Raw genomic sequence first — 23555 nt, 5'->3', positions numbered from 1 at the left:
CAGCCACCAGGTTCAGCGCTTCAGTCGGACATCAGGGGTAGAGCAATCCACCGGACCCGGCGACTGAGGGGCTTACCGCTTGAGGCCGTGCTGGGCGGCGACGATTTTCGATACAAGCTCGCGCGAGAGCGCACGCCCCAGAAGGAACGGCAGCGGTGCTCTGCTGCCGACGGCATAGAATTCTCGCGGCCTCGGCGCGATGATCGCATCGACGATCGTGGCCGCGACCTTCTCAGCAGGGATGCCTCCGCGCTCGTTGGCGTCGAGATGCTGGAGCATCGTCGTCACGTCCTGCGTAAAGGGCGACCCCTCGTCGAGGTACTTCGTCCGTCGCAGCCCGATACCTGTGGCGATCGATCCCGGTTCGACGGTGCTCACCCATACGCCGAAGGGTGAGAGCTCCTGCCGAGCCGCCGTGGCGAAAGCGCGCAGAGCCGCCTTCGCCGCAGAATACGAACTGCGGTGGGCCAAAGGGAAGCTGGCGAGCATCGACCCGACCATGATGATGCGTCCCGCCCGCCGCGCACGCATTCCGGGCAGAACGAGCTGGCTCAAGCGAACCGGCCCGAACACATTCGTGCGGAAGAGCCGTTCGATCGCCTCGGCCGGCAGCTCTTCGAAGGGACCCGACTGGCTCTCCCCGGCATTGTTGATGAGCACATCGATGCTCTCGAGCAGACCGCGCCCGTCGAGCTCTGCGGCCAGTCGGTCGGGGCCATCCGGGTCGGCGAGGTCCAGCGGAAGATAACTGACGCCGGGGATCCGGTCGGCAGGGCAGATGTGGTCCGGGTTCCGGCTGGTTGCCAGCACCGTGCAGCCTTTCGCCGCCAGCGCCTCGGCGACGGCTCTGCCGATTCCCGAGGTGCCGCCGGTGACTAAGATGGTGAGGGCTGTACGCTTGCTGCCGGTCACGAGTGGCCTGCTTCGCCTTGTGCAGACCCGCTTTCCGGTTGCGCAGATGTCACCGCACGACCCTCCTGTCCGGCTGCGGCACGGCCGGCGCGCAGGCCGGAGAAGATGCACCCGCCGAGGAACGTTCCCTCGAGCGCGTTGTACCCGTGCATTCCGCCGCCCCCGAAACCGGTGACCTCGCCGGCGGCGTAGAGGCCCGGGATCGGTGTGTTCGAGTCTGTGCCACCTGCGCTGTCACCAGTGACGGCTCCCGCCAGCACCTGCCCGTCGAGGTTCGTCTCCAGTCCGCCGAGGGTCTTGCGTGAAAGCAGGCTCAGACGCACAGCGATGAGCGGACCGTGTCCCGGGTCGAGGATCTTGTGCGGTTTGACCGCACGCACGATCTTGTCGCCCAGATAGGACCGCGCATTGTGGATGGCCTGGACCTGCGCGTCCTTCGAGAACGCATGCTCGGTCTGCCGATCCCGCTGCCGGATCTGTGCGATGAGGTGGTCGTGGTCGATGATCGGTCCGCGGGAGCGTTCATTCATTCCCGCGACCAGTTCCTCGGTCGTGTCTGCCACGACGAAGTCGGAGCCGTACTTCTTGAAAGCCTCGATCGGCCCCGGCGCATCGGAGGAGCGAACCCGATCGAGCGTGATCCGAATGTCCTTCTCCGTGAGGTCCGGATTCTGCTCCGAACCGGAGAGCGCGAATTCCTTGCGGATGATCGACTCGTTGAGCACGAACCACGAATAGTCGTGCCCGGTCTCAAGGATCGTGCGCATCGTCCGATTCGTATCGAAGCCGGGATAGTTCGGCGCAGGGAACCGATTGCCCTCGGCATCGAACCACATCGACGACGGCCCCGGAATGATGCGGATCCCGTGCCCCGGCCAGATCGGGTTCCAGTTCTCGATGCCCTCCGTATACGCCCAGATCCGGTCCCGGTTGATGAGGCTGGCTCCGGCAACCTCGGCGATCTGCAGCATCCGGCCGTCCACATGAGCGGGCACTCCGGCGAGCATCGTGTCCGGGAACTCGCCGAGGCGGTCGACCGGCCAGTACTTCTTCATCAGTTCGAAATTGTGTCCGATGCCGCCGGTGGTGACGATGACGGCGGGTGCTCGGAGTTCGAAGTCGGCGAGTTCGTCGCGGTTCGATTCGACTCCGCGGGCGGTGTGGCTGGGTGCGAGTGTCCGCCCGCGGACCCCGACGGCGGCCCCATCCTCGGTGATGAGTTCGTCGACGCGGTGACGGAAGGCGAACTCGACGAGTCCGGCGGCCTCCGCGGTCTCGACGGGTTCGCGGAAGACCCGGACCACCTCGGGGCCGGTGCCCCAGGTGAGGTGGAACCGCGGCACGGAATTGCCGTGTTCACCCGCACCGGAGCCTCCCCGTTCGGCCCACCCGACGATCGGTGTCAGGCGTAAGCCGAGGTCGCGCAGGTACTGGCGCTTCTCCCCGGCGGCGAACTCGAGGTAGGCCTCCGCCCATTTCCGGGGCCAATGATCGTCCTCCCGGTCGAATCCCGCCGAGGTGGCCCAGTCGTCCTTGGCGAGTTCGAGCGAATCGTGGATGCGCAGTCGCCGCTGTTCGGGGGAGTCGATGAGGAAGAGTCCGCCGAGGGACCAGAACGCCTGTCCGCCGAGGTTGGCGCGGTTCTCCTGGTCGAGGATGAGCACGCGTTTGCCGGCCTGGATGAGTTCGTGGGCGGCGACGAGACCGGCGAGTCCAGCCCCGACGACGATCGCATCGGGAAAGCGGCGATCCGGGGCGGAATGATCACCGGGTCCGGCGCTGTCTCTGCCGTCACCAGGTGCGTGGGACGAGCCCGTGCTGTCTAAAGAACCCATCGTCGACTCCTCTGTCGTCTCTGTCAGCTGGTGAACCGATGTTAAGTGTGCGCATATTGTCCGGAACGGGCCGTGTTCTGACAATCTGCGCACACTTACTTACCAGTAGACCTCAGTATTGCAGACGTTCCCGGTGTGAAGAGGCACAGGCGGTCCGCAGTCAGGCGCAATTTCGGCCAGCGTCCATCAGCCTTCGAGGGTGCGTTCCAGCCAGTCGGCGGCTGCGGCGAAGGACTCGTCCGTCGTCGTCGGGTCGACCGGCACCACTGCTCCGTCGGAGCTCGGGTAGCTACCGAGGAAGTGCAGCTTGAGGGCCGCCCGGTGGACACCCTGCAGGGCCTCGGCCATCCGTGCCTCATGGATGTGTCCGAGCAGGTCGATCGAGAACTGGTAGAGGCCCAGCCCGTCACCGGTGGGACGGGATTCGATGCGGGACATGTTCACCCCGCGGCTGGAGAACTGTTCGAGCAGTTCGAGCAGCGAACCCGCCCGGTCCGAACGCAGGGCCGCGACGATGGTCGTCTTGTCGGCACCGGTGGGAGCGGGCAGAGGGCCCGGGCGGGTGACCACGACGAATCGGGTGACGGCGTCTTTGCGGTCGCCGATGTCCTCGGCGACGACTTCGAGTCCATAGCGCTGGGCGGCCAGCGCCGGGCAGACGGCAGCCATATGGTCACCGGCATCATTGGCCAGATCCCGGGCGGCAGCGGCAGTCGAGGAGGTCGGCAGGTAGACGGCTTCGGGGAAGTTCTCGTTCATGAACGCCCGCACCTGTGCCTCGCCGTGCGGGTGCGAACCGAAGGAGGAGATCTCCTCCCTGGTGGTGCCGGGTTTCACGGCGAGGACGAAGCGGACGGGCACGACCACCTCGGCGATGATCTGCAGGCGCCCGTTCTCGGTGAGCGCATCGATCGTGGCGGGCACTCCGCCTTCCAGCGAGTTCTCGACCGGCACGACCGCGGCATCGCAGTCTCCCTCGAGCACCGCGTCGAGTGCCGAGGGGGCGTTGCGCATCGGATGCGTCGTGGCCTCGGCGCGCAGGTTCCGGGAGTCGAGGAAGCTGAGCAGGGCCGCCTCGGTGAAGGTGGCCTCAGGGCCGAGGTAGGCGAAACGGTTGAGGCTCACTTGCCGGTCTCCTTCTGGTTACGGTTCCGCTTCGCGCGGAGGCGGCGGACGAGGATCGCGCGGGCGACGTCGCGGTACTGCGCGGCACGGTGCAGCTGGGCCTTGAGATCGCGCCCGGTGACGCGGTGGTGGAGGTCGCATTCGACCTCTTCGACGCGCAGTCCGGCACCCACGACGTCGATGGTCATGGCCGCCTCGACGCCCCATCCGGCGGCGAAGGGAAGGGCCGCATCGAAGGCCTCCCTCGACAGGCAGCGCATTCCCGACAGGGGCTGGGTGGCGTCGAATCCGGAGAGTTCGGCGATGCCCTTCTTCGCCAGTCCGACGACGAAGCCGAAGCCTCCGCCCTTGCGTTTCTGCGCGGGCAGGATCGCGATCGTCATGTCCGCCCGACCGGCGAGCACGGGCTCGGCCAGGGGAGCGGTACCCACGGCAGAGTCCTCGAGGTCGCCGTCGATGAACAGCAGCGCCCGGTGGTGCGGGTCGACGCCCGGGTCCGCATCGGAGATCTCCCGATTGCGCACAGCGAAGGCCCCGGTCATCATGGCCGCGGCCTTGCCCTTGTTCTTCGGGTGGGTGATGACCTCGGCGCCGGCCCGGCGAGCCAGGGTGCCCGTGTCATCGGCCGATCCGTCGTCGACGACGAGGACCATGTCGACCCCGGGGATCCGCTTGGCCGCAGCGACGGTGGCACCGATCCGCTGGGATTCGTTCATCGCGGGGATGATGGCGGCGACCGCCTCGGGGGCGGGGTGCGGCTGTGCGCTCATGTCGGTTCTCCTGTCCGTCACCGGCACCGAGGCGGGACACCGTTTCCGGGGCCCGCCTCGGTGATGGGGTGGTGACGGATATCAGTGGATGGTCAGCTGGCGGGACACGATGCCCGAGCGGACGCGGCGGGCCTCGGTGCTCATCGGCTCGGTCGTGTTCAGCGCCTCGTCGAGGCGTTTGCCGAATGTGGTGATGGGCTCTTCGACGTCGTCGACCTGGGTGCCGAACTCGAGTTCCCAGACGGGGACGATAATGCCGTGGGCGCGGAAGTAGCCGAGGAAGGTGCCGATTCCGCCGAGGTCGTTGGCGTTCTCGGCCTGCAGGCGGGCCATCGCATCGACGACGCGGTCTTCGCCTTCGGGGCGGGCCCAGCGGACGTAGGTGCGGCCGGACATCTCGGTCCAGTAGGCGGAGTCGACGGAGGCGAGCTTCTCGGTCGGGGCCACGGAGTCGTTGGCCTGCTGGAGGGCGGCGGCGACGTCGGCATCGGATTCGGCTTCGGGCAGGGCCCAGTAGTCGAAGTTCTCGAGCACGCGGACGTCGAACGGATGGGAGGTGTCGAGGATGTCCTGCAGGCGGGGGCCCTCACCGGGTTCGGTCGTCGCTTCGATGGAGGTGCCGGGTTCGGCGGCGACGGCGGCCAAGAGCCCGCGGGCGACATCGCGCGAGGCGTCGGTCGAGGACACAGGCACCTGCATTCCGGCCAGGATCTCACCGTCGTCGCGGCGCCAGGCCTGCCATGCGGCGGGCAGCAGGGACGTGATGGTCACTTCGTGGCCGCCGTATTCCTCGGTGAGCTTCGCGGTTGCGGTGGCCGCGGGCACGAGCTCACGCAGGCAGATGAGGTCGGCTTCGAACGGCAGGTCCGCGAACGGACGCGCGACGAATGCCGTGGCCTGCGCCCTGGCGAGGCGTTTGGCGATGAGTTCTTCCTTGGAGCGCTTCGACTTCTTTCCCATGGGACGCAAGTCTAGTCGGTGGAGCGCGTGCCAGGCTGTTGGGTTCGCAGGCGTGCCTGTGGCGGCGGGGTCAGAGGCATCGAATGTGACTGAGCACAGTCTGTCCGAGCCGATGCGGGGCCGTTCAGCTCTCGTGGCCGACGGGGATGAAGTAGCGCGTGGTGTTCGACTCGTCCATCCGCACCTGCAGCTTGTCGCCGGGATGGGGGAAGGTCGAGCGCTCCGGATTGTCGGGAGTCAGCCCGAGTGTCTCGAGCCGGATGATGCCGTGGCGGCCCACCTCGTCGGCGGCGAGGACATAGGAGTGGTTGAGCTCGCGGATGGTGACCTCGATGGCCGGATCGGTCGGTTCGTCCGCCTCGGCGAAGGCTCGCGGAGGGGCGGAATTGCCCATGCCCAGATACGCGCCGACGTCATCGGCGATGTAGCCGGCCACGGAATCGGCCTGCGCCATGAGTCCGGCGAGGATGACCGACAGCCGCTCCTGCTGGGGATCGGATTTCAGGGCCTGGCCGGGTTTGAACAGCTGCTCCTCGGCCAGCACGCACCACGCGTCCTGCATGATCGTGCGCAGCTGGAGTTCGACGAGGACGGAGGGTTCGGAGTCGAAGGGGACCTCGACGATGAGGTGGCGGCCGCGGTATCCCGAGGGCTTCGGGGTCGCGGAGTAGTCGCGCACCTCGGCGATGGAGAGGTTCGTATCGTCACTCACCTCGGTGAGCAGATCCCACAGGGCCGACTGTTCGCGTTCGGTGCGGCAGATGACGCGGGCCCCGACGACATCGATGACCTGATTCTCGACCTCGACGGATTCGTGGATCTCGTCATTGGCATCGGCGAGCTTGCGGCGCAGCTTCTCGCCCGTGCGCAGCCGATCCTTGATCCGACCGTCGACGACGCGGATTCGGTCCCCGGAGAGCAGAGCGGACGGAGCACGGACGGACTCGACCCAGTCGTTGACCGTCTCGAGGGCGGCTCTCCAGGTGGACTCACGCCGGTCGTAGGCTTCGTCGACCAATTCACGGACAGTTGCTGACATCCTCGTCACCTTCCTAGCTCCTGATTCAACTTCACCAGAAGAGAGGGGAGATGTCTATGGCTTCGACGCTGAAGTTGCGCCGGGGTGCCGAAAGGTGAGACGAGGGTGCCTCAGACGTCGTAGTCGACGATGACGGGAGCGTGGTCGGACGCTCCCTTGCCCTTGCGCTCCTCGCGGTCGATCTCGCCTGCGGTCGCGGTCTTCGCCAGTGCCTGTGAGGCGAGCTGGAAGTCGATGCGCATGCCCTGCTTCTTCGGGAACCGCAGCTTCTGGTAGTCCCAGAAGGTAAAGACGCCGGGGCCGGGCGTGAACTGTCGAGTGACTTCGGACAGTCCCGCGCCAAGCAGTTCGTCGAAGGCGGCGCGTTCGGCATCGGAGACGTGGGTGGCGCCGTCGAACTCGGCCATATCCCAGACGTCCTCATCGAGCGGGGCGACGTTGAAGTCACCGCAGAGGACGAGCTTCTTCTCCGGTTCGGCACTGAGCTGGGCGGCGATATCGGCCGTCAGCGCCTTGTACCAGTCGAGCTTGTACGCGTAATGCGGGTGGTCGAGTTCGCGGCCATTGGGCACATAGAGCGAGTAGACGCGCACATCGTTGCAGGTCACCGACAGCGCCCGGGCTTCGACGACGGGATCTTCCGAGCCGAAGACAGGGATGTCCGTGAACCCGATCTCGGTGTCGGCCAGTCCGACGCGCGAGGCGATGGCCACCCCGTTCCACTGGTTGAGGCCGTGATAGCTGACCTCGTATCCGCGCTCGGTGAACAGCTCCTCGGGAAACTGGGCATCCTTGCACTTGAGTTCCTGGATGGCCAGGACATCGACATCAGAACGATCCAGCCAGGCCCCGATGCGGTCGTGGCGGGCACGGATCGAGTTCACATTCCACGTAGCGATTCTCACCCTCCCACCCTAAGCCGTCCGCGCCGGAGGTGAAAGCGGGGTGCGTGCGGCTGCCGGTGGGCCGCCTCGGCGTGCTTATGCCGGAGCAACACAGCCGCTTATGCCGGAGCCGTGTGGAAGGGGGCGTGCCCAGCCCCTGCGTCGAGCGGACCCTCTCGGCTCGATAAGCTGGGACCATGCCTGAAGCTCCCAACGAACACCTCGGCCACGACGGGGCCGCCTACCCGGACTCCTACTATGTGCGCCTGTCAGAGGACCGCCTCGTCTCGACCCTGCACAGTCAGGGAGCGTGGCAGCCCGGCGAGCAGCACCTCGCGCCTGCCTCGGGGATCGTGCTCGCCGAGATCGAGCGGCGGCTGCCCAGCGACAAGCTCATCTCCCGAGTGACCTTCGACGTGCTCGGCGTCATTCACTCCGGCGAGTTCACGATCGACGTCAACGTCATCCGTCCGGGACGGACCATCGAACTCGTCGAAGCACAGATGCGCCATGGTCAGCGCACCAGCGTGACCGCGCGGGTGTGGCGTCTGCAGGCCTCCGACACCGAGGAGGTAGCCGGCGACGAATGGCAGGCGATGCCACCGGTGTCCGAAGTGCCCGAGGCTCCTTTCACCGGTCGTTGGGGCGGCGGCTACATCGCGTCGCTCGAGGGCCGGCAGGGCGCGGACGCCCACCCCGGATACGCACAGTCCTGGGTGCGCAGCCCCTATCCTCTCGTCGATGGTGAGATCGACCCGCCGACCGCAGCCTTCGTCAAGTTCGTTGATACGGCCAACGGTCTTGCCGTCCGCGAGAATCCGAAGACGACGTTCTTCCCGAACGTCGACCTCTCCATCCACCTCACGCGCGTTCCCGAGCCCGGCTGGGTCGGCTTCGACACCAGGGTCGCCTTCGGGCCGACCGGGCTGGGGCAGACGACGAGCGTGCTCAGCGACGCCGGCGGACCCATCGGCACTGCGGTGCAGTCACTGACCGTGCGCAGAGGACAAGGCGCGGTATGAATCGCGAGGTCCCGCCCCCGCAGCGCAGCGAGACGTCCCGAACCCGGGACGGATCCTCGCCGAGGCGGGACCCGAGTCCCCGGCCGCGTGCCCTTATCACCGGGGCGAGTTCCGGGCTGGGACGCGGCTATGCCCGCACCCTGGCCACCGAAGGCTACGACCTCGTCCTGGTCGCCAGGAACGAAGCCCGACTGAGTGAGCTGGCCGACCAGCTGCAGACCACGCAGAACATCCGCGCCGAGGTGGCCGTGGCGGATCTGTCCGACCGTGACGGGATCGACTCGGTCGTCGAGATCATCGCGACGCAGCCGATCGATGTGCTCATCAACAACGCGGGCTTCGGTCTGCGCGGGACGCTGCTGGACACCGATATCGCCGAGCTCGACGAACAGGATCGGGTGCTCACCGGGGCGGTGAGGGAGCTGTCGCTGGCTTCGGCCAAGCGCATGCAGTCCCGCGTTCGCGGAGGAATCGTCAACGTCTCCTCGCTGGCGGCGGTGACGACGATGGGACAGTACGCCGCTTCGAAGGCGTCGACTCTGATCTTCACTGAGGCGCTCGCCGGCGAACTCAGGGACAGCCCGGTGACGGTCACGGCCGTTCTGCCCGGATTCATCCGGACGGAATTCCACAGCCGCCTCGGCGTGGAGCGTCCCGGACCTGGTCTGATCTGGCTCAGCGTCGATCAGGTGGTGCGGGAATCGCTGCGTGATGCACGGGCGGGAAAGGTCGTCTCGGTTCCGGGGTGGGGATATCGGTTGGCCGCGCTCGTGGCTCCCGTGGTGCCGCGTCCGCTCATGCGCTGGGGATCGACTGGATTCTCCTTCGCCCGCACTCACAGGATGTGACCTATATGCAATTCTGGGCGAGCCCGACAGTATTGAGTTGAGGATTGAACTACCTGAAGATGAGCCTGTGACCAGGGGTTTTATTCTGATCGCTTCTATGCTATAGGGCTCGACAGGGTTCAAGACGGGACGTGAGATTCTTTACAAGCGCTACGAAAGTGTGGTCAAATTAATGATGTCCGCCCGGTGGGGATCGGGTGGACATAACGGACGTATGGGGATGCGTCCGGGTACTCGAGGGGAGTGCTGCGAGGACCCCGGGATGTCGCGATTACGCGCCCCGGGGTTCTTGTCATTCACCGCAGTGTTTCGCGACCGCCCGCCTGACTTCAGGTCACTATCGGACATCCGAACTCGAATCTAGGTCACTATCGGATACTTCTGCGTGCGAAAAGTATCCGATAGTGACCTAGATTCGGTGGCCGCATCCGATGGTGACCTCGCCGCTGCCTGCTGCTAAAGCAGAAACTGCAGCTGCCGGCTTCTGCCGACTGCGGCGCTCTTGGATGGCGGCCGGTTACTGCACGCTGACGCTGCGTTGGCGGCGCGAGCGCGTGCGGGCGACGCCGACCTCGAGGGCCACCGCGCTCAGCGGGGCACCGAGCGCCACCGAGGCATTGCCGGCGGCGCGCTCGGCGACTTCGGCGATGACGGTATCGATGTCGGCGCGTTCATCGGCATCGACATGGATGAGCGGCTCCGGACTCCGCGCGGTGCCCCGCAGGATCACCTGGGCATCCGAGACCCCGTCGGTGGATTCGAGGTCGGCGGCGACCGCCCGCGCTGCGGATCGACGTCACCGTCGAGGACGTATTCGTCGACGAGGAGGCCGCCGATGGCTGAGAAGCCGATGGCTGAGAGCGAGACCGTCCGCGGGTTCGACGAGTCGGCCGTCTCGGCCCGCGTGACCGAGTCCGTCACCGGAGTAGACGGTGTTGCGGGACTGGCGCCGGGGCTGCGCGACATGATCGCCAATGCGGCCGCACGGGTGATGCGCCGCAGCACGTGAACGGCACAGAAAAAGGTGGATAGCCCATGTTTGAACCTGGGCTATCCACCTTTTTCTGTGCCGTTGCCGACGGGTCAGGCGGCCTTGGACTTCGAGCGTCCGGTGATGAGGCCCCAGACGATGAGTACGATCAGCGAACCGCCGATGGCGCACAGCCAGGACGACAGCGAGAAGAACTTATCCATCTGGGCGCCGAAAATCATGCCGCCGAGCCAACCGCCCAGCATGGCTCCGATCACGCCGAGGATCAGTGTGGCGAAGAAGCCGCCGCCCTGCTTGCCGGGCAGGATCGCCTTGGCGACGGCTCCGGCGATGAGTCCGAGGATGAGATATGCGATGAAACCCATGTTGCTCACGTCCTTCCTGAAGGCACTTGACCGGCTGGGTTGCGCGGTGTTGTTGACACTCTACAACTCACTGTTGGCGAAAGTCTAAAGGTGTGATGATTCTTTATAGCATCGGTACAGACGCGGGCGCGACGAAATCCTCCCGCTCCAGATCTGTGCCGTCTGTCACGTCCGCATCCGCCGCCGTCGCTGAGACGGCGCTGAACGGTCGCCCGAAACCCGCGCATTAGACTGGAGACCATGACCGACAGCGCTGACACTCGCCGACTACTGCTCGACCTCATCGACGAACTCGCCGTGGTGCGCGGCAGAGTGACCCTCTCCTCCGGCAAGGAGGCCGACTACTACCTCGATCTGCGTCGGGTCACCCTCGACCACCGCTCGGCACCGCTTGTCGGCGACGTCGTCCTCGACCTCCTCGAGGCTCATGATCTGCTCGACACGGTCGACGCCGTCGGCGGTCTGACCATGGGCGCCGATCCTGTCGGCACCGCCGTCATGCACCGCTCGGTCGTGCGCGGCACCCCGCTCGACTCCTTCGTCGTCCGCAAGGAGGCGAAGAAGCACGGCATGTCGCGGCGGGTCGAAGGGCCCGATGTCGCCGGCAAGCGCGTCATCGCCGTCGAGGACACCTCGACGACGGGCGGTTCCGTGCTCACCGCCGTCGACGCGCTCAAGGAAGCCGGCGCCGAGGTGGTCGCCGTGGCCGTGGTCATGGATCGTGACACCGGCGCCAAAGAACGGGTCGAAGCCACGGGAATTCCGTATCTGACCGCGCTGACGACTGCGGATCTCGGACTCGACTGAGTCCCGCCTCGGCGAGGTGGACCTGTGAGGTGCCGCCTCGGTGAGGAACCGGCTCACCGATCACGACCTGGGACTCGACTGGCAATTCTGTCGAAATCGAGGACGTGGTTTGAAACAAGTCTCTGATTTCAACACGATAGATGAGACACTCCCCAAGAACTGTTCGATGCAAAGGATGACGCGTGCTCACACTGAAAGAGGTTTCCCTGCGCAAGGGGAAGCGGACATATCTGGACGAGGTGAGTTTCACCGCCGAGGCGGGCCGGATCACCGCAATCGTGGGAACCCGATCGGCGGGCCGCACCGAACTGGTGCGCATCATCATGGGCCTCATCTCCGCCGATGAGGGCACCATCGAACTCGAGGACTTCGTACTCGACTTCGGAGACCGACAGAATTTCGGCTATCTGCCCGCCGAACGCGGCGGATACCCGACCATGCGCGTCCTCGACCAGATCGTCTACCTCGCCCGCCTGCACGGGATCACCCTGGGCGCGGCCGAACGGAACGCGCTGACCCTGCTCGGCCACCTCGAGCTCGCCGACCGCGGCTACGCTCCGCTGAAGAACCTCTCCGGTGCCGAGATCGCCCGCGTCGACATCGCCGCAACCCTGGCTGCCGACCCCGACGTCGTCGTCATCGATGATGCCTTCGCCGGCCTCGACGCCGCCTCACTGCGTCTGGTCACATCCCTGCTGCGGGCCCACGCATCCTCGGGAGTGCCCGTCATCCTGGCCACCGACGACTGGGAGGCCGCGCAGACCTTCGCCGACGACGCCATCGTCCTGGGCCAGGGCAAGGTCACGGCCTCCGGAAGCGTCAGGAAGCTCCTCGGTGAGCCGCGGTATCAGGTAGAGACCACCGACACCGAGGCGGCCAGGTCGGCCCTGGAATCCCGCGCCGGGATCAGCGATGTGACGGTCAGCGGTGCGAAAGGAGCTGCCATCAGCTTCCGTGCCGAGGATGCGAAGACCGCCGCCTCAGCAGTGGCGGGGCTGAAGAGTGTGAAGAACTTCGACAGTGTCCGCCCGACACTGGCCGAGCAGTACAAGGAGGCTCTGTGATGGCGCGCAAAGACAATGGTGCGAATGACGAGTCCCTGGAACCGCTCGTGTCCAAGGGCACGGCCGGCGAAGGCATCGACGACCTCGGTCTGCCGGCCGACGACGATGTGATCGACGACGAGACCACCGCCGAGGAGGTCGACTCGGAGGACGAGACGACCGTCACCGGTGCAACCAAGGGATCGGCCGCCTCGGCGAAGAAAGGCACCGACGCGAAGGAGTCGGACGAGTCCGGCGCGACTGTCGGCCTCGATGACGTTCCCTTCGAGCTCGCCGAGGACACCCCCGACCCGGACGAGCTGCCGGAGACCGGACTGGTCTCGGAATTCGTCGACGTCGGCAACCGCCAGGCGGCATGGCTCGTGTCGAACCGTGAGTCCACCACCGCCATGCGCAGCCCGTACTTCCTGGTCACCGCCGCTGTGATCATCCTCGGTGTGCTGGCCGCGATCATCTCCGGAATCGTCGCCGATGTGCAGAAGGACTCGGGCACCCCGACCATGGCGATGGTCGGAGTCGGCGAGCAGGCTCAGATGTACGAACAGCAGCTGGGTGTGAAGATCACCGACGTCGACGACGCTCAGGCAGCCGAGAAGCTCGTGCGTGAGGGCAAGGTCGACGCCGCATTCATCCAGGACCCGAGCGGTCAGGGACAGCCGACGATCATCGCACTGGACAAGCAGCCCGACGCCCTGCTCGAGAAGCTCGCGCCGAAGACCGAAGCGACGCTGCTCGAGACGCCGGCCGTCGAGAGCGATGTGGCCACCCCGCTGCTGTGGGCAATGGTCGTAGTGTCGATACTCGTCGTCGCCACCCTGGGCACCGCGCTGTACCAGAACCTGCGTCTGGAGAAGCGCAACCGGATCACCGAGATCATCGCGGCCACGATTCCGCCGCGCGCCTCCGCCTCGGGCCGGATCACGGGCATGCTGACCCTGGTCATCGTCCACCTCGTGGCCGCCGCCGTCGTCACCGAGCTCGGGCTCTCGCTGTCGGGCAAGACGTCCCTGGCGTTCGCCATGCTGCCGGGCCTCGGCTGGTTCGCACTGACCCTGCTGCTCACCGCCTGGTCGGTGTTCGCGCTGCTCGTCTGGGCATCGACCGTCGTCGGAGACAAGGCGCGCGCCACCTTCGTCACGATCATCGGCGTCATCACCGTGGCCGGCGTCTTCGCCCCGGTCATCATCGGACCCACCGGGACTGTTGCGAAGGTGCTGTCGTGGACGCCGTTCACCTCGCCGCTGGGCATCGCCGGTCGCTCCTTCGCCGGTCAAGCCGAGTGGTGGGAGGGCCTCGTCGCCGCCGGCATCGCTCTGGTCGTCGCCGTCATCCTCCATGCCCTGGCCTCGGGTTCGTACGTGCGCTCGGTGCTGTCCGGAGGCGGACGCGGCGGCAAGACCGTGAAGATGAGCAAACGCGCGCAGAAAGTCGGTGCCGCCGCCTCGGCGAAGGATGCGAAGAAGTCGGACTCGACCGCCGAGTCAGCGGGCAAGGACGAGAAGTCGACGGCCGCCTCGGCGAAGGGATCCGGCACGAAGAAGTCGGACGTGAAGCCCGGCGGAGAAGTCGACGAGGGGGCGAAGTCGGCGGATGATTCCCGCGACGACAAGTGACCGATTGCGCTGAACCGCAGGTGGGGGTCGGTCCGTGGACCGGCCCCTGGCCTGTGGAAGAGCACTTCGATCCGGAGCTGCTGGCTGAAGGCGATCGGCGCAATGTCGTCGATCAGTATCGGTATTGGAAGCATGACGCGATCGTGGCCGACCTCGACGCCTCGCGGCACGACTTCCACGTCGGCGTCGAGAACTGGCAGCACGACCTCAACATCGGTTCGGTCGTGCGCACCGCCAACGCCTTCAATGCCGCAGCCGTGCACATCGTCGGCAGGCGCCGCTGGAACCGGCGCGGGGCGATGGTCACCGACAAGTACCAGCACGTCATTTACCATCCGAGCGTGGACGACCTGCTCAGCTGGTGCGCCGAGAACGACGTGCCGCTGCTGGGCATCGACAACTTCCCGGACTCCGTGCCGCTGGAGACCTACGACCTGCCCAGGCGCTGCCTGCTGCTGTTCGGTCAGGAAGGGCCGGGACTGAGCGAGGAAGCGCATCAGGCCAGTCGCGACGTACTCTCGATCGCGCAGTACGGTTCGACGCGGTCGATGAATGCCGCAGCTGCGGCCGCGATCACCATGCACTCCTGGATCCGCCGCCACGTCTACGACCAGCCCGTGAACTGAGACCGCTGCCGGCTGCGGAGGTCTCCGCATGGTTTGTGGGAAACCGGTCGGGACGCAGAGACGAAGAAGCGCCGAGGCGGCACGACGATGATCGTGCCGCCTCGGCGCTTCCGTGCTGCCGGGATCCGGCCGCCTCGGTGGGCGTTGATAGGCCCCGACGACGCAGCGCCGCACGCTCGAGGTCGAAAGTGCGGCGCCGAAGTGCCGACTGCCTCAGCTGAGGTCGGCGGCGTGGGGTTCGATGAGTCCGCCGAGTTCGGCGAGCTCCGCGGTCAGCGAATCCGAGTCGTCGAAGGTGCGGATCATGACCGTCAGGCGCTTGGCGTAGTGACCGATGGGGTATTCCATGGTCATGCCGATGCCGCCATGCATCTGGATCGACTCCTGGCTGATGTTCCGAGCAGCCCGGTCGACGATGATCTTCGCGGCGATGACGTCGCGGTGACGGTCCTTCTCGGCGCCCGGGGCCTCGGAGGCCACAGCGAGGCGAGAGTACAGAGCCATGCTGCGTGCGTACTCGAGTTCGGCGTAGAGGTCTGCGGCGCGGTGCTGCAGAGCCTGGTTCGCACCGATCGGAGCACCGAACTGCTCACGGGTCTTCAGATACTCCGCGGTCATCGTCAGCGAGGCTTCGAGTGCGCCGACTGCCTCGGCCATGATCGCGGCGTTGCCCAGGTCGAGGACCTCGGAGAGCACGGCGTTGGCGTCGGCGGCGTCGAGGCGCTGGGCGGCGGCACCGTCGAGCTTGAGGTTCGCACTGCCCAGACCATCGGCCTGACGCTGAGCCACACGGGTCAGGCCCTCGGCATCGGCGGCGACGAGGTAGAGGCCGAGTTCGCCGTTCTGCGTGGCGGTGACGATGAAGTGGTCGGCGACGTCTCCGCCGAGCACGTTGTTCTTCTCACCGGTGAGAGTGAAGCTGCCGTCGGCGCCGGAGACCTGAGTCTGCGGAGCCTCGACTGCGTAGCGCAGTCCGGGCTCGAGTGCTGCGAGAGCGAGGAAGGTCTGCCCCTCTGCCACACCGGGCAGGATGGCCTGCTTCTGCTCCTCGCTGCCGCCGAGGAGAACGGCATTGGCACCGAGGACTGCGGTAGCCAGGAACGGTTCGAGGACGAGTGCACGACCGAACGCTTCGGCGACCACGGCCACCTCGTTGAAGGTCATGTCCGCGCCGCCGTAGGACTCGGGAATCGCAAGTCCGAGCAGTCCCATCTCGGCGAAGGCCTGCCACTTCTCGCGGGAGATGCCCTCGTCGCTGCGAAGGATCTCTTCGCGCTTGGCGATGTCGTACTCGCTGCGCAGGTACTTGTTCAGTGTGCTGGCGAGTTCTTGCTGAATGTCGTTGAGTTCAAGATCCATTGTTGTCCTTCTTGGGAGATCGTGTGAGCGTCGGTATCTCAGAGACCGAGCAGTGCCTTCGAGATGATTCCGCGCTGCACCTCGGACGAACCGCCGTAGATGGTGACCTTGCGGGTGTTGAAGTAGGCGGGCAGTGCATCGACGGCGCCGTTGGGCAGGTCGGACAGACCCTGACCCTGGACGCGGTCGGAGACGAAGTCGAGTCCCTGCGGGCCGAGCACGTCGACGAGGAGTTCGGAGATGTCCTCCTGCAGCTGCGAGCCCTTGAGCTTGAGCACCGAGGAGCGCGGATCCGGCTTGTCGGATCCGGCGGCCTGAGTGGAGAGGATCCGAAGCTGGGTCATCTCGAGCGCGGTGAGTTCGGCTTCGATCTTCGTCAGACGAGCGGAGAACAGAGGATCGTCGAGCAGTGTGCCGCGAGCGGTCTTCGTCACCGCGGCATAGGCCTTGGCGCGGGCGAGGTTGACCTTCGAGCCGCCGATGCGGGCGATTCCGGTGCGCTCGTTGCCGAGGAGGAACTTCGCGTACGTCCAGCCCTTGTTCTCTTCGCCGACGAGGTTCTCAACGGGCACCTCGACATTGTCGAAGAAGATTTCGTTGACCTCATGGCCGCCGTCGATGAGCTGGATCGGACGGACGGTGACACCGGGAGTCTTCATGTCGATGAGCAGGAAGGAGATGCCGGCCTGCTTCTTCACGTCCGGGTCGGTGCGCACGAGGTTGAAGATCCAGTCGCCGTACTGGCCCAGGGTCGTCCAGGTCTTCTGACCGTTGACGATGTACTTGTCGCCCTGGCGCACCGCCGTGGTCTTGAGGGAGGCGAGGTCCGAACCGGCGTTGGGCTCGGAGAATCCCTGCGACCACCAGATGTCGATGTTCGCGGTGGCGGGCAGGAAGCGTTCCTTGATCTCCTGCGAACCGAAGGTGGCGATGACGGGACCGACCATGGAGACGTTGAACGGCAGCGGCTGCGGAACGCAGGCCAGCTGCATCTCTTCGAGCCAGATGTGACGCTGCACGGGGGTCCAGTCCTGGCCGCCCCATTCGACCGGCCAGTTCGGCACGGCGTAGCCGTGCTGGTTGAGGATCCGCTGCGAGGTGACCATGTCGTCCTTGGTCAGCTCCTGGCCGGTGGCGACCTTGAGGCGGAGTTCCTCAGGGATCTCCGTGCGGTAGAACTGACGCATCTGCTGCGCGAAGTCGCGCTCTTGTGCATTCAGCAAGGTATCCATGAGTTCTCCTGAGCGATCGTTAAGTAACTTAGCTCCATAGTACGTTTCGGTGTTCAGGCTCACAAGTGCTCGGGAGGACTTGTCTTCTCGGAGCGCGTTCCGCTCACCGTGCGTCACCGACGCTCGATCGCGAAATCGTCGACTCTCTCAGGCTCTGGGGGAACGTGTCTTTCGCGGCTCCTGCGAGCAAGCCCGCAGAATTCAACGTGGAATATCCGCGGGTCAGAAGAGGGGGCGAAACTACCGCTGTCAAATGTCCAGTCGATGAATTCTGCGTGCAGGGTGAAGCGTGCAGGGTAGAGGTGGTACTACGACTGTGAATGCAACCAGCAGGCAGGAAAGGCTCGTTGCTGAGAGTGCCCATCCGGGGCGGGCTGGCGCTGTCGACTGGGGAGGGCTGCCGGCGCTCGCCAGGAAGAGCACCGTGCCACTCCGCCCGGCGTCGTTCTTGCCGGCTGGCAGCCTTGGGTGGTCGGCCGTCGGTTGCGGCAAGGATGCTGGACAGTGTCTCAGCATGCAGAATCGCGAAGTTGAGAATCGTCTGAGGTTCGTGCAGGATCGGTGCATTGTTGTGTAGCAAGACAGTTATAGTTGCAGTCCCTTAACGATCCCCTACTATCGCGGTCATTACGATCCCCCATCGGTGACAATCAAGGAAGCTTCTGAATCTCTTTCAGCGAGCTCACTGGTCGTCAGTCCGCGAGTTGCCACAGCCGACGGTTCCGCCAGTGCTCGAAAGCTCTACGGGTCGAGAGCCGGCGGAGTCGCGGTGACATTGAAAGAAGTACGAATGTCGGAACCCGGTCTCTCCCCTTACGGCCGCACTTTTGGTTATACGGAGGAAGTCTCCGTCGTCAGACAGACTTTGGCGAACCCGAATCGGTTTGGCTGCCTGCTCCTCGGCCCGGCAGGCATCGGCCGCACCACTGTGATGAGTATGGCCCTGGCGCAGATCGAAGCGAACACGCCGATCTATCGCCTCCGGGGGTCGGAGCAAGTGCGCGATCGCGAACTGGGAGTTCTTGAGATCTTGTTGTCCCAGGCCGGAGTGGGCACGGACATCGGAGTCGGGGCAGCACTGTCGATGGTGGCAAAGGTTATTGCTCAGGATTCCTCGACCTCGATTCCGATCGTTCGCGTGGACAATGCCAACCTGGTCGACGAGAGTTCCCTGTCCGTACTGTGTCACCTCGCCGAGGCGAGGAAGATCAGACTGGTCGTCGGTGCCGAATCGGTCCGTGCACCCATCGATATCATCGCCAAACTGTGGCTGACCGGGAAGCTGACGAGGATCGATCTGACCGGCCTCGACGAGGGGGCGATCGCTGCGCTGGCTGCAACCTCGAAGCAGAACACCAAGTCGGCGGCCGAGCTGTATCGCGATACCGGAGGCAACCCACGGCTGCTCAACCATGTCCTGTTCGGGCAGGAGCAGATTCAGGCCCAGGACCGTATCCTGTGGAACATCTCCGAAGAGCTCAAACCCATCGTTGAGATCTGTGCCGTCACCGGGGCGATGCCCTATGGCATCCTCGCCGCCCTCTGCCCATGGGAGAAGATCGATGCCATGGCCGATGCGGGAATCGTGACCATGACGAAGGGCAGGGACGCCGCCGTCATGATCGCCGAACCCGTGATCGCCGAGACCCTGCGCTCCCAGATCATGCCTTCGCACAGCCTGAGACTGTTCAATGCTCTCGACAAGGTCATCGATATCGGCCTGCTCGAAGGGCAGGCGCTCTTCGGCTACCTCAGATGGGCACTCAGATTGGGCTTTCAGCGGCCCGCGGACTATGTCTACAAGGCAATGGTGTGGGCGAATTCGCGCGGCAGATACGAGGACACGGCCATGCTTGCCCGAGCCTCGCAGTATGAGAGTCACGAGATGCGGCTTGAGTTCGTTCGGGCCGAGAAGGGCCTTGGAAACATCGAATCGGCCGATCGCCACTTCGACCAGCTGCTCGAAATGCTCGATATCGAGCAGTCGCCGCCGCGTCTGCTGTCCAGGGTCGCCAGCATGGACTTTCGGCTGACGGATCCGCGCGCCCCGGAGCGGCTGCGGACGGGATGGATCCGCAAACAGCTGACTTCTCCTGTGGACCAGGGCCGCTATGGCTCCACCCAGGCCCGATTCGAGCAGCGGGGCGGTCGTCTCATCGCCAGTCGGAATCTGGCAGAGAACGTCTACCGCACGCATGCCTGCCAGACGAGGCACCGTCTGCGGGCGTATGCCATCCTCGGCTTCGACGAGGTCTGCCTGGGCCAGGTCGACACGGGTCTGCACTACATCAGGCAGGCCGAGCTGATGTTCGAACTGCCCGGAACCACGAGCTACGAGATCGAGGATGCCGCGCCGCAGCTCTTCGTCTCCCGCTACGTTGCCGGTGACTGGGAGGGAGCACGAGGGGCACTGACGTCGGTCGACGCCGGCGACCGGATGCGTGACTTCATCGGTGCGCTCGTCGACATCCGCACCGGACACCCGGCAAGGGCACAGGTGGCTCTGACCGAGGTGCTGGCACAGAGCCATGAAGAAGACTTCGTCGACATCGTGAGGATCTCTCGAGCGGCCAAACGGTACGCCGATGCACTGCTGGGCAAGAACTTGCAGGCGAGCGACCTGCCTGACCAATCGCAGGTCGATTCCAGGGTCGACCGCTACGCATGGTGGTCGGAGTTCGAGTCCCGGCTCTACGACCTGCAGACACTTGCGCTCACCCGACCCGATAAGGCAGCGGAGCAGCTCTTCGAGCTTGGCTGCGCGCAGCTGGATCGAGAAGCTCTGGCCATTGCCGCAGGTGCCCTGATGGAAGCGACTCGTCTCGGACACAGAAAGGCCGCCGAAGAGCTCGCCCGGATAGCTCCGAATATTCAGGGAGCACTCGGACACCTGGCCTCTACGATGTCCCGTGCGCTGCTCGAAGGCAGCGCCGGCGCGCTGCTCGAGGCGGCCCAGGAGAGCCTTGAATTCGGATCGGCCATAGTGTGCTCCGACCTTGCGAAACTCGCGCAGAAACGGGCCGTGGCAGAAAACGACCGCAGCGCTGTCCGGCGGGCGAGGATCCTCGTCGGCAACAGCACACGCACCATCAGATTCAACGCCGCCGATGCTCGTATGGACTCCGTTCTCTCCGGGTTCGAGCGCAGGCTCGTCGACGGCGTCGTCGATGGCCGCAGCAGCCAGGAGCTGGGGGAGGCCCATCACCTCTCGTCGAGAACGATCGAATGGCATCTCGGCCGCATCTACCAGCGTCTGCAGGTGGCCAACCGCCGCGAGCTCAGGGCCGTCGCCTCGACATGGAAGGCGCGTGCATGACCGAATTCGTTGATGCCACACTCTTCGGTCGGCAAGACGAGCTCACAGCAATCGAGAGCGCGCTGCGAGACAGCTCAAGTGCCGGGGTCGTCGTCGAAGGCGATATGGGCATGGGCAAGACCGCGCTCGCCTCGGAGATTCACCGTCGCCGAGGCGGGGGCGAGATCTGGGTGCGCGGGGACCGAGTCCTTCGGCGGGTGCCCTATGGTGTATTCGGCCTCTACGTCGATCTCAACGTGGACCCTTACGATCTGTTGGTCCGCGTCGTCGGTGCCTTCCGAAACTCCTCCGAGGCCACCCCCGTGGTCTTCGTCGCCGACGCCCACGAACTCGATGATTCGAGCCTCAGCACCCTGTCCCAGCTGGCCACCGAGGGCAACATCAAGATCGTCGCCACCCTTCGTCCGCCCGTCGATGACAGCCCTCGGCCGTTCAGCGATCTCGTGGCCGACCATGTCCTCGACCAGGTCACACTCGGGTCGCTGAGCCTGTCGGACTTCTCCGCGATGATCGAGCACCACCTCGGCGGGATCGTCTCTCAGGGAGCACGTGACGTCGTCGACTTCCAATCCGGTCGGGTACCGGGGAAGATCATCGAACTTCTGCGGTATACGAGGAGGAAGAGGCGCCTGCTCGAAAAGCAGGGAGTGTGGCTTCTCGACGGCCTCGACCTTGACTACGACGAGCGGGCACGGGATGTCACCCGCCTTCACCTGTCCCGCTATTGCGAGCAGCAGCGTGAGGCGCTCGAGCTCGTCATCCTGGCAGGCGAAGTCGAGGTCGGTATCATGCTCGCGGCAGGACTCGGCGAAGCAGCGGACACACTGGTCGCGGCGGGCGAGCTGCAGTTCGTCGAAGAGGGGGTTCGCTCCTACGCGGCGATCGAGAATCACTCCACGGAGACGATCAGGTATACGGTTCCGGTGGGACGCAGCCGTGAGATGTTCGACTTCGTCGACCGTTTCGATGATTCGCCCTCGGAACGGGCGCGCATGCTCCGTGCCGATTGGAGCCTGAGCTGTGGTGCGAGGATCTCCGCACAGGACTCCGTCGACGCTGCCCGTATCGCGGTTCGACTCGGCGAGTGGCAGCGGGCTCTGCGTATCCTCAACGAACTGCCCACCGACGGCATGGCCGCGCACGAGCTGCTCGATCTGGGGCAGCTCTACTGCGACGTCAACAGAGTTCCGATCGGGCTCGACGTGCTCGCCCAGGCTGTGGAGAAGGGCTGCTGCACCTCCGTCGTGCTCGAAGTGTTCGCTGTGTGGATGTTCAGGGACTTCCACAGGGACTCCCCACCGCTGGGAATCGAAGACTTCCGCAATGCCCTGAACAGACTCGAGACACGGGGCCCTTGCCACGAGTCAAAAGGCATGGACGCCGAACGGGCACGGCAGCTCATCGACATGCTGTTTGCGAATCGGTGGGAGTCGCTCTCGGACGGCAGCAACGAGCTGCGCCGATGGGCGAGCGAAGCGGATGTGCCCGACGGATTGCGCCTGTGCATCGGCCTGAACAAGGCGGTGAAGGAACTCGAGCTCGGTCGCAGCGAAGACGCCCTCAGTGCTCTCGCGGAAGTCGAAGGGCAGACAGGAAACGTCGGCACCGCCTACCTGCTCTACGGCATGCTCAAGACGAGAGCACTGCTTCAGGAGGATCGGGCAGACGAGGCCAGTGACCTGTTGGCTGAGGTCATCAGCTACGATCTCGCCTATTTTGCTGCTCGGAGCGGGCCCGCCGACCTCATGTGGACCCGGATCCATGTTGAGCGCGGCGACATGGCTGCGGCCACTCGCACGAGTTTCGCTGCCGTGGAGGCCCTCGACTATTGGAACCAGGATCAGTTCCTCCTTTTGGCTCTGGCAGAGGCCGAGCATATGGCGGTGCTGAGCGGGAACCTCGCCGCCGCGGATGACTTCGATGCCAGATACCTCTCTCTGCCGGACAGCAACGCCTACATCGAGATGCGCAGAGCAGCGGTCCTGCGCTTGGCCGCCAGAGCCAAGTCGACGGAGGACCCTGCCTACCGGGAAGAGATGCACACGCTGCTGCGCGATTCAGAAGACGAAGCGTCTCACGAGATCGCGGCGATGATCAGGATTGAGCTGTTCCGCCACTTCGGGGAGTACGATGCCGAGGCGATGGCAACTCTGGGCAAGGTCGGTGCCGGGAGGGACTGCCGGCTGCTGGGAGAGCTGGGGCCCGCCCTTCGTGACCGCGATGAAGACGCCCTCGCAGCGGTCGCCAAATCCATGGAGACGCGAATGCCGGATCTGGCCGAGCGGTGCCTGGCCATTGCTAGCAGTGGTGGGCACAAGTCGAATGGTGCCGGTTCCGGCGGTCCGGAGACCGGAACACATGCAGCCGGCGGCAGCCTGACCGGACGAGAGCGGCAGATCTCTAGACTCATCGTCGCGGGGATGACGAATGCGGAGATCGCCGATGAGCTCGGCGTTGCGGTTCGCACCGTCGAAGGCCATACCTATCGGATGTACCGCAAGCTCGACATCACCTCCCGCGACCAGGTCGCCGAGGCACTGGAAAAGGTTCAGCCGAACCTCTAGCTCTGCTTCACTCAGCTTTGATCGGCGCCGACATCAGGGTCCGGCAAATGTCACGGTTGGCATTCGAGTAGCCCGTTGTGGCCTGCGGCACATTTCGGGTACCTGCAATCAGCACAGGCGAATGACCACTCAATGACTGAGTAGTGACCTCCCGTAGTCAGCGGCAGGTGATCGAGTAGAGCCTGAAACTGATCCAGTAGTGACCACCTGATGACCGAGCCGA

20 protein-coding genes are annotated in these 23555 nt (G+C 65.2%); 9 read left to right on the top strand and 11 right to left on the bottom strand.

The annotated features are described in order from the left end of the window. Positions 1 to 72: 72 nt before the first annotated feature. From ACTIIH_RS03560 to ACTIIH_RS03530, 7 genes are all read right to left on the bottom strand, one after another. On the bottom strand, positions 73 to 912 hold the full coding sequence (locus tag ACTIIH_RS03560) for an SDR family NAD(P)-dependent oxidoreductase (protein ID WP_441450501.1): 840 nt from the start codon (positions 910 to 912) through the stop codon (positions 73 to 75). Continuing rightward, complete coding sequence (locus ACTIIH_RS03555; RefSeq protein WP_441450499.1) at positions 909 to 2747, bottom strand: FAD-binding dehydrogenase; 1839 nt, start codon at positions 2745 to 2747, stop codon at positions 909 to 911. Before ACTIIH_RS03555 ends, ACTIIH_RS03560 begins: the two co-directional genes overlap by 4 nt. A gap of 186 nt (positions 2748 to 2933) precedes the next feature. Then, a complete protein-coding gene (gene pheA / locus ACTIIH_RS03550) occupies positions 2934 to 3872 on the bottom strand; it encodes a prephenate dehydratase (RefSeq protein WP_441450497.1) in 939 nt (312 codons plus the stop codon). Beyond that, a complete protein-coding gene (locus ACTIIH_RS03545) occupies positions 3869 to 4642 on the bottom strand; it encodes a glycosyltransferase family 2 protein (protein ID WP_441450495.1) in 774 nt (257 codons plus the stop codon). Before ACTIIH_RS03545 ends, pheA begins: the two co-directional genes overlap by 4 nt. An 81-nt stretch (positions 4643 to 4723) precedes the next feature. Then, a complete protein-coding gene (locus ACTIIH_RS03540; RefSeq protein WP_441450494.1) occupies positions 4724 to 5602 on the bottom strand; it encodes a DUF5926 family protein in 879 nt (292 codons plus the stop codon). A gap of 124 nt (positions 5603 to 5726) precedes the next feature. Continuing rightward, the gene (locus ACTIIH_RS03535) at positions 5727 to 6641 is read right to left on the bottom strand and encodes a GTP pyrophosphokinase (protein WP_441450493.1); all 915 of its coding nucleotides are present in this window, start codon (positions 6639 to 6641) and stop codon (positions 5727 to 5729) included. Positions 6642 to 6751: 110 nt separating this feature from the next. Next, entirely contained in the window at positions 6752 to 7546 is a 795-nt protein-coding gene (locus ACTIIH_RS03530; RefSeq protein WP_101554345.1) for an exodeoxyribonuclease III, read from the bottom strand. A 176-nt stretch (positions 7547 to 7722) separates the two neighbouring features. Here ACTIIH_RS03530 and ACTIIH_RS03525 point away from each other — a divergent pair, with 176 nt between their 5' ends. Then, positions 7723 to 8547 carry a thioesterase family protein gene (locus ACTIIH_RS03525; protein ID WP_101555366.1) on the top strand — a complete coding sequence of 275 codons (825 nt, stop codon included), beginning with the start codon at positions 7723 to 7725 and terminating at the stop codon, positions 8545 to 8547. Continuing rightward, on the top strand, positions 8544 to 9395 hold the full coding sequence (locus ACTIIH_RS03520) for an SDR family NAD(P)-dependent oxidoreductase (protein WP_101555365.1): 852 nt from the start codon (positions 8544 to 8546) through the stop codon (positions 9393 to 9395). The genes ACTIIH_RS03525 and ACTIIH_RS03520 overlap by 4 nt, the downstream gene beginning before the upstream one ends. Before the next feature lie 517 nt (positions 9396 to 9912). Here the strand turns inward: ACTIIH_RS03520 and ACTIIH_RS03515 are convergent. Further along, the gene (locus tag ACTIIH_RS03515; RefSeq protein WP_101595372.1) at positions 9913 to 10125 is read right to left on the bottom strand and encodes a hypothetical protein; all 213 of its coding nucleotides are present in this window, start codon (positions 10123 to 10125) and stop codon (positions 9913 to 9915) included. Positions 10126 to 10230: 105 nt separating this feature from the next. Between ACTIIH_RS03515 and ACTIIH_RS03510 the strand changes: the two genes are divergently transcribed. After that, complete coding sequence (locus tag ACTIIH_RS03510) at positions 10231 to 10404, top strand: hypothetical protein (RefSeq protein ID WP_180959355.1); 174 nt, start codon at positions 10231 to 10233, stop codon at positions 10402 to 10404. Between the two features lie 74 nt (positions 10405 to 10478). On the opposite strand, the gene ACTIIH_RS03505 is transcribed toward ACTIIH_RS03510, so the two are convergent. Then, positions 10479 to 10751, bottom strand: coding sequence for a GlsB/YeaQ/YmgE family stress response membrane protein (locus ACTIIH_RS03505; protein WP_101555364.1), 273 nt, complete (start codon positions 10749 to 10751; stop codon positions 10479 to 10481). A 240-nt stretch (positions 10752 to 10991) separates the two neighbouring features. Here ACTIIH_RS03505 and pyrE point away from each other — a divergent pair, with 240 nt between their 5' ends. From pyrE to ACTIIH_RS03485, 4 genes are all read left to right on the top strand, one after another. After that, positions 10992 to 11558, top strand: coding sequence for an orotate phosphoribosyltransferase (gene pyrE / locus ACTIIH_RS03500; RefSeq protein ID WP_441450489.1), 567 nt, complete (start codon positions 10992 to 10994; stop codon positions 11556 to 11558). Positions 11559 to 11740: 182 nt separating this feature from the next. Next, the gene (locus ACTIIH_RS03495) at positions 11741 to 12622 is read left to right on the top strand and encodes an ABC transporter ATP-binding protein (protein ID WP_441450488.1); all 882 of its coding nucleotides are present in this window, start codon (positions 11741 to 11743) and stop codon (positions 12620 to 12622) included. Beyond that, a complete protein-coding gene (locus tag ACTIIH_RS03490) occupies positions 12622 to 14235 on the top strand; it encodes an ABC transporter permease (protein ID WP_441450486.1) in 1614 nt (537 codons plus the stop codon). The genes ACTIIH_RS03495 and ACTIIH_RS03490 overlap by 1 nt, the downstream gene beginning before the upstream one ends. After that, complete coding sequence (locus tag ACTIIH_RS03485) at positions 14232 to 14861, top strand: TrmH family RNA methyltransferase (protein ID WP_441450484.1); 630 nt, start codon at positions 14232 to 14234, stop codon at positions 14859 to 14861. Before ACTIIH_RS03490 ends, ACTIIH_RS03485 begins: the two co-directional genes overlap by 4 nt. A 213-nt stretch (positions 14862 to 15074) precedes the next feature. Here the strand turns inward: ACTIIH_RS03485 and ACTIIH_RS03480 are convergent, their stop codons facing one another. Both ACTIIH_RS03480 and ACTIIH_RS03475 read right to left on the bottom strand, forming a co-directional pair. Beyond that, the gene (locus tag ACTIIH_RS03480) at positions 15075 to 16220 is read right to left on the bottom strand and encodes an acyl-CoA dehydrogenase family protein (RefSeq protein WP_441450482.1); all 1146 of its coding nucleotides are present in this window, start codon (positions 16218 to 16220) and stop codon (positions 15075 to 15077) included. A 38-nt stretch (positions 16221 to 16258) separates the two neighbouring features. Further along, on the bottom strand, positions 16259 to 17452 hold the full coding sequence (locus tag ACTIIH_RS03475) for an acyl-CoA dehydrogenase family protein (protein WP_441450481.1): 1194 nt from the start codon (positions 17450 to 17452) through the stop codon (positions 16259 to 16261). A gap of 790 nt (positions 17453 to 18242) precedes the next feature. Here ACTIIH_RS03475 and ACTIIH_RS03470 point away from each other — a divergent pair. Both ACTIIH_RS03470 and ACTIIH_RS03465 read left to right on the top strand, forming a co-directional pair. Further along, positions 18243 to 20768, top strand: a complete 2526-nt coding sequence (locus tag ACTIIH_RS03470; RefSeq protein WP_441450479.1) for a LuxR C-terminal-related transcriptional regulator — start codon at positions 18243 to 18245, stop codon at positions 20766 to 20768. Next, positions 20765 to 23332: a helix-turn-helix transcriptional regulator gene (locus ACTIIH_RS03465; protein ID WP_441450477.1), complete on the top strand. Its 2568-nt coding sequence runs from the start codon at positions 20765 to 20767 to the stop codon at positions 23330 to 23332. Before ACTIIH_RS03470 ends, ACTIIH_RS03465 begins: the two co-directional genes overlap by 4 nt. Positions 23333 to 23555 lie beyond the last annotated feature (223 nt).

Source organism: Brevibacterium sp., assembly GCF_052105255.1.
Lineage (GTDB): Bacteria > Actinomycetota > Actinomycetes > Actinomycetales > Brevibacteriaceae > Brevibacterium > Brevibacterium linens_B.
Note: the sequence above shows the minus strand (reverse complement) of the source record. Positions and strands in the feature narration are given on the sequence as shown.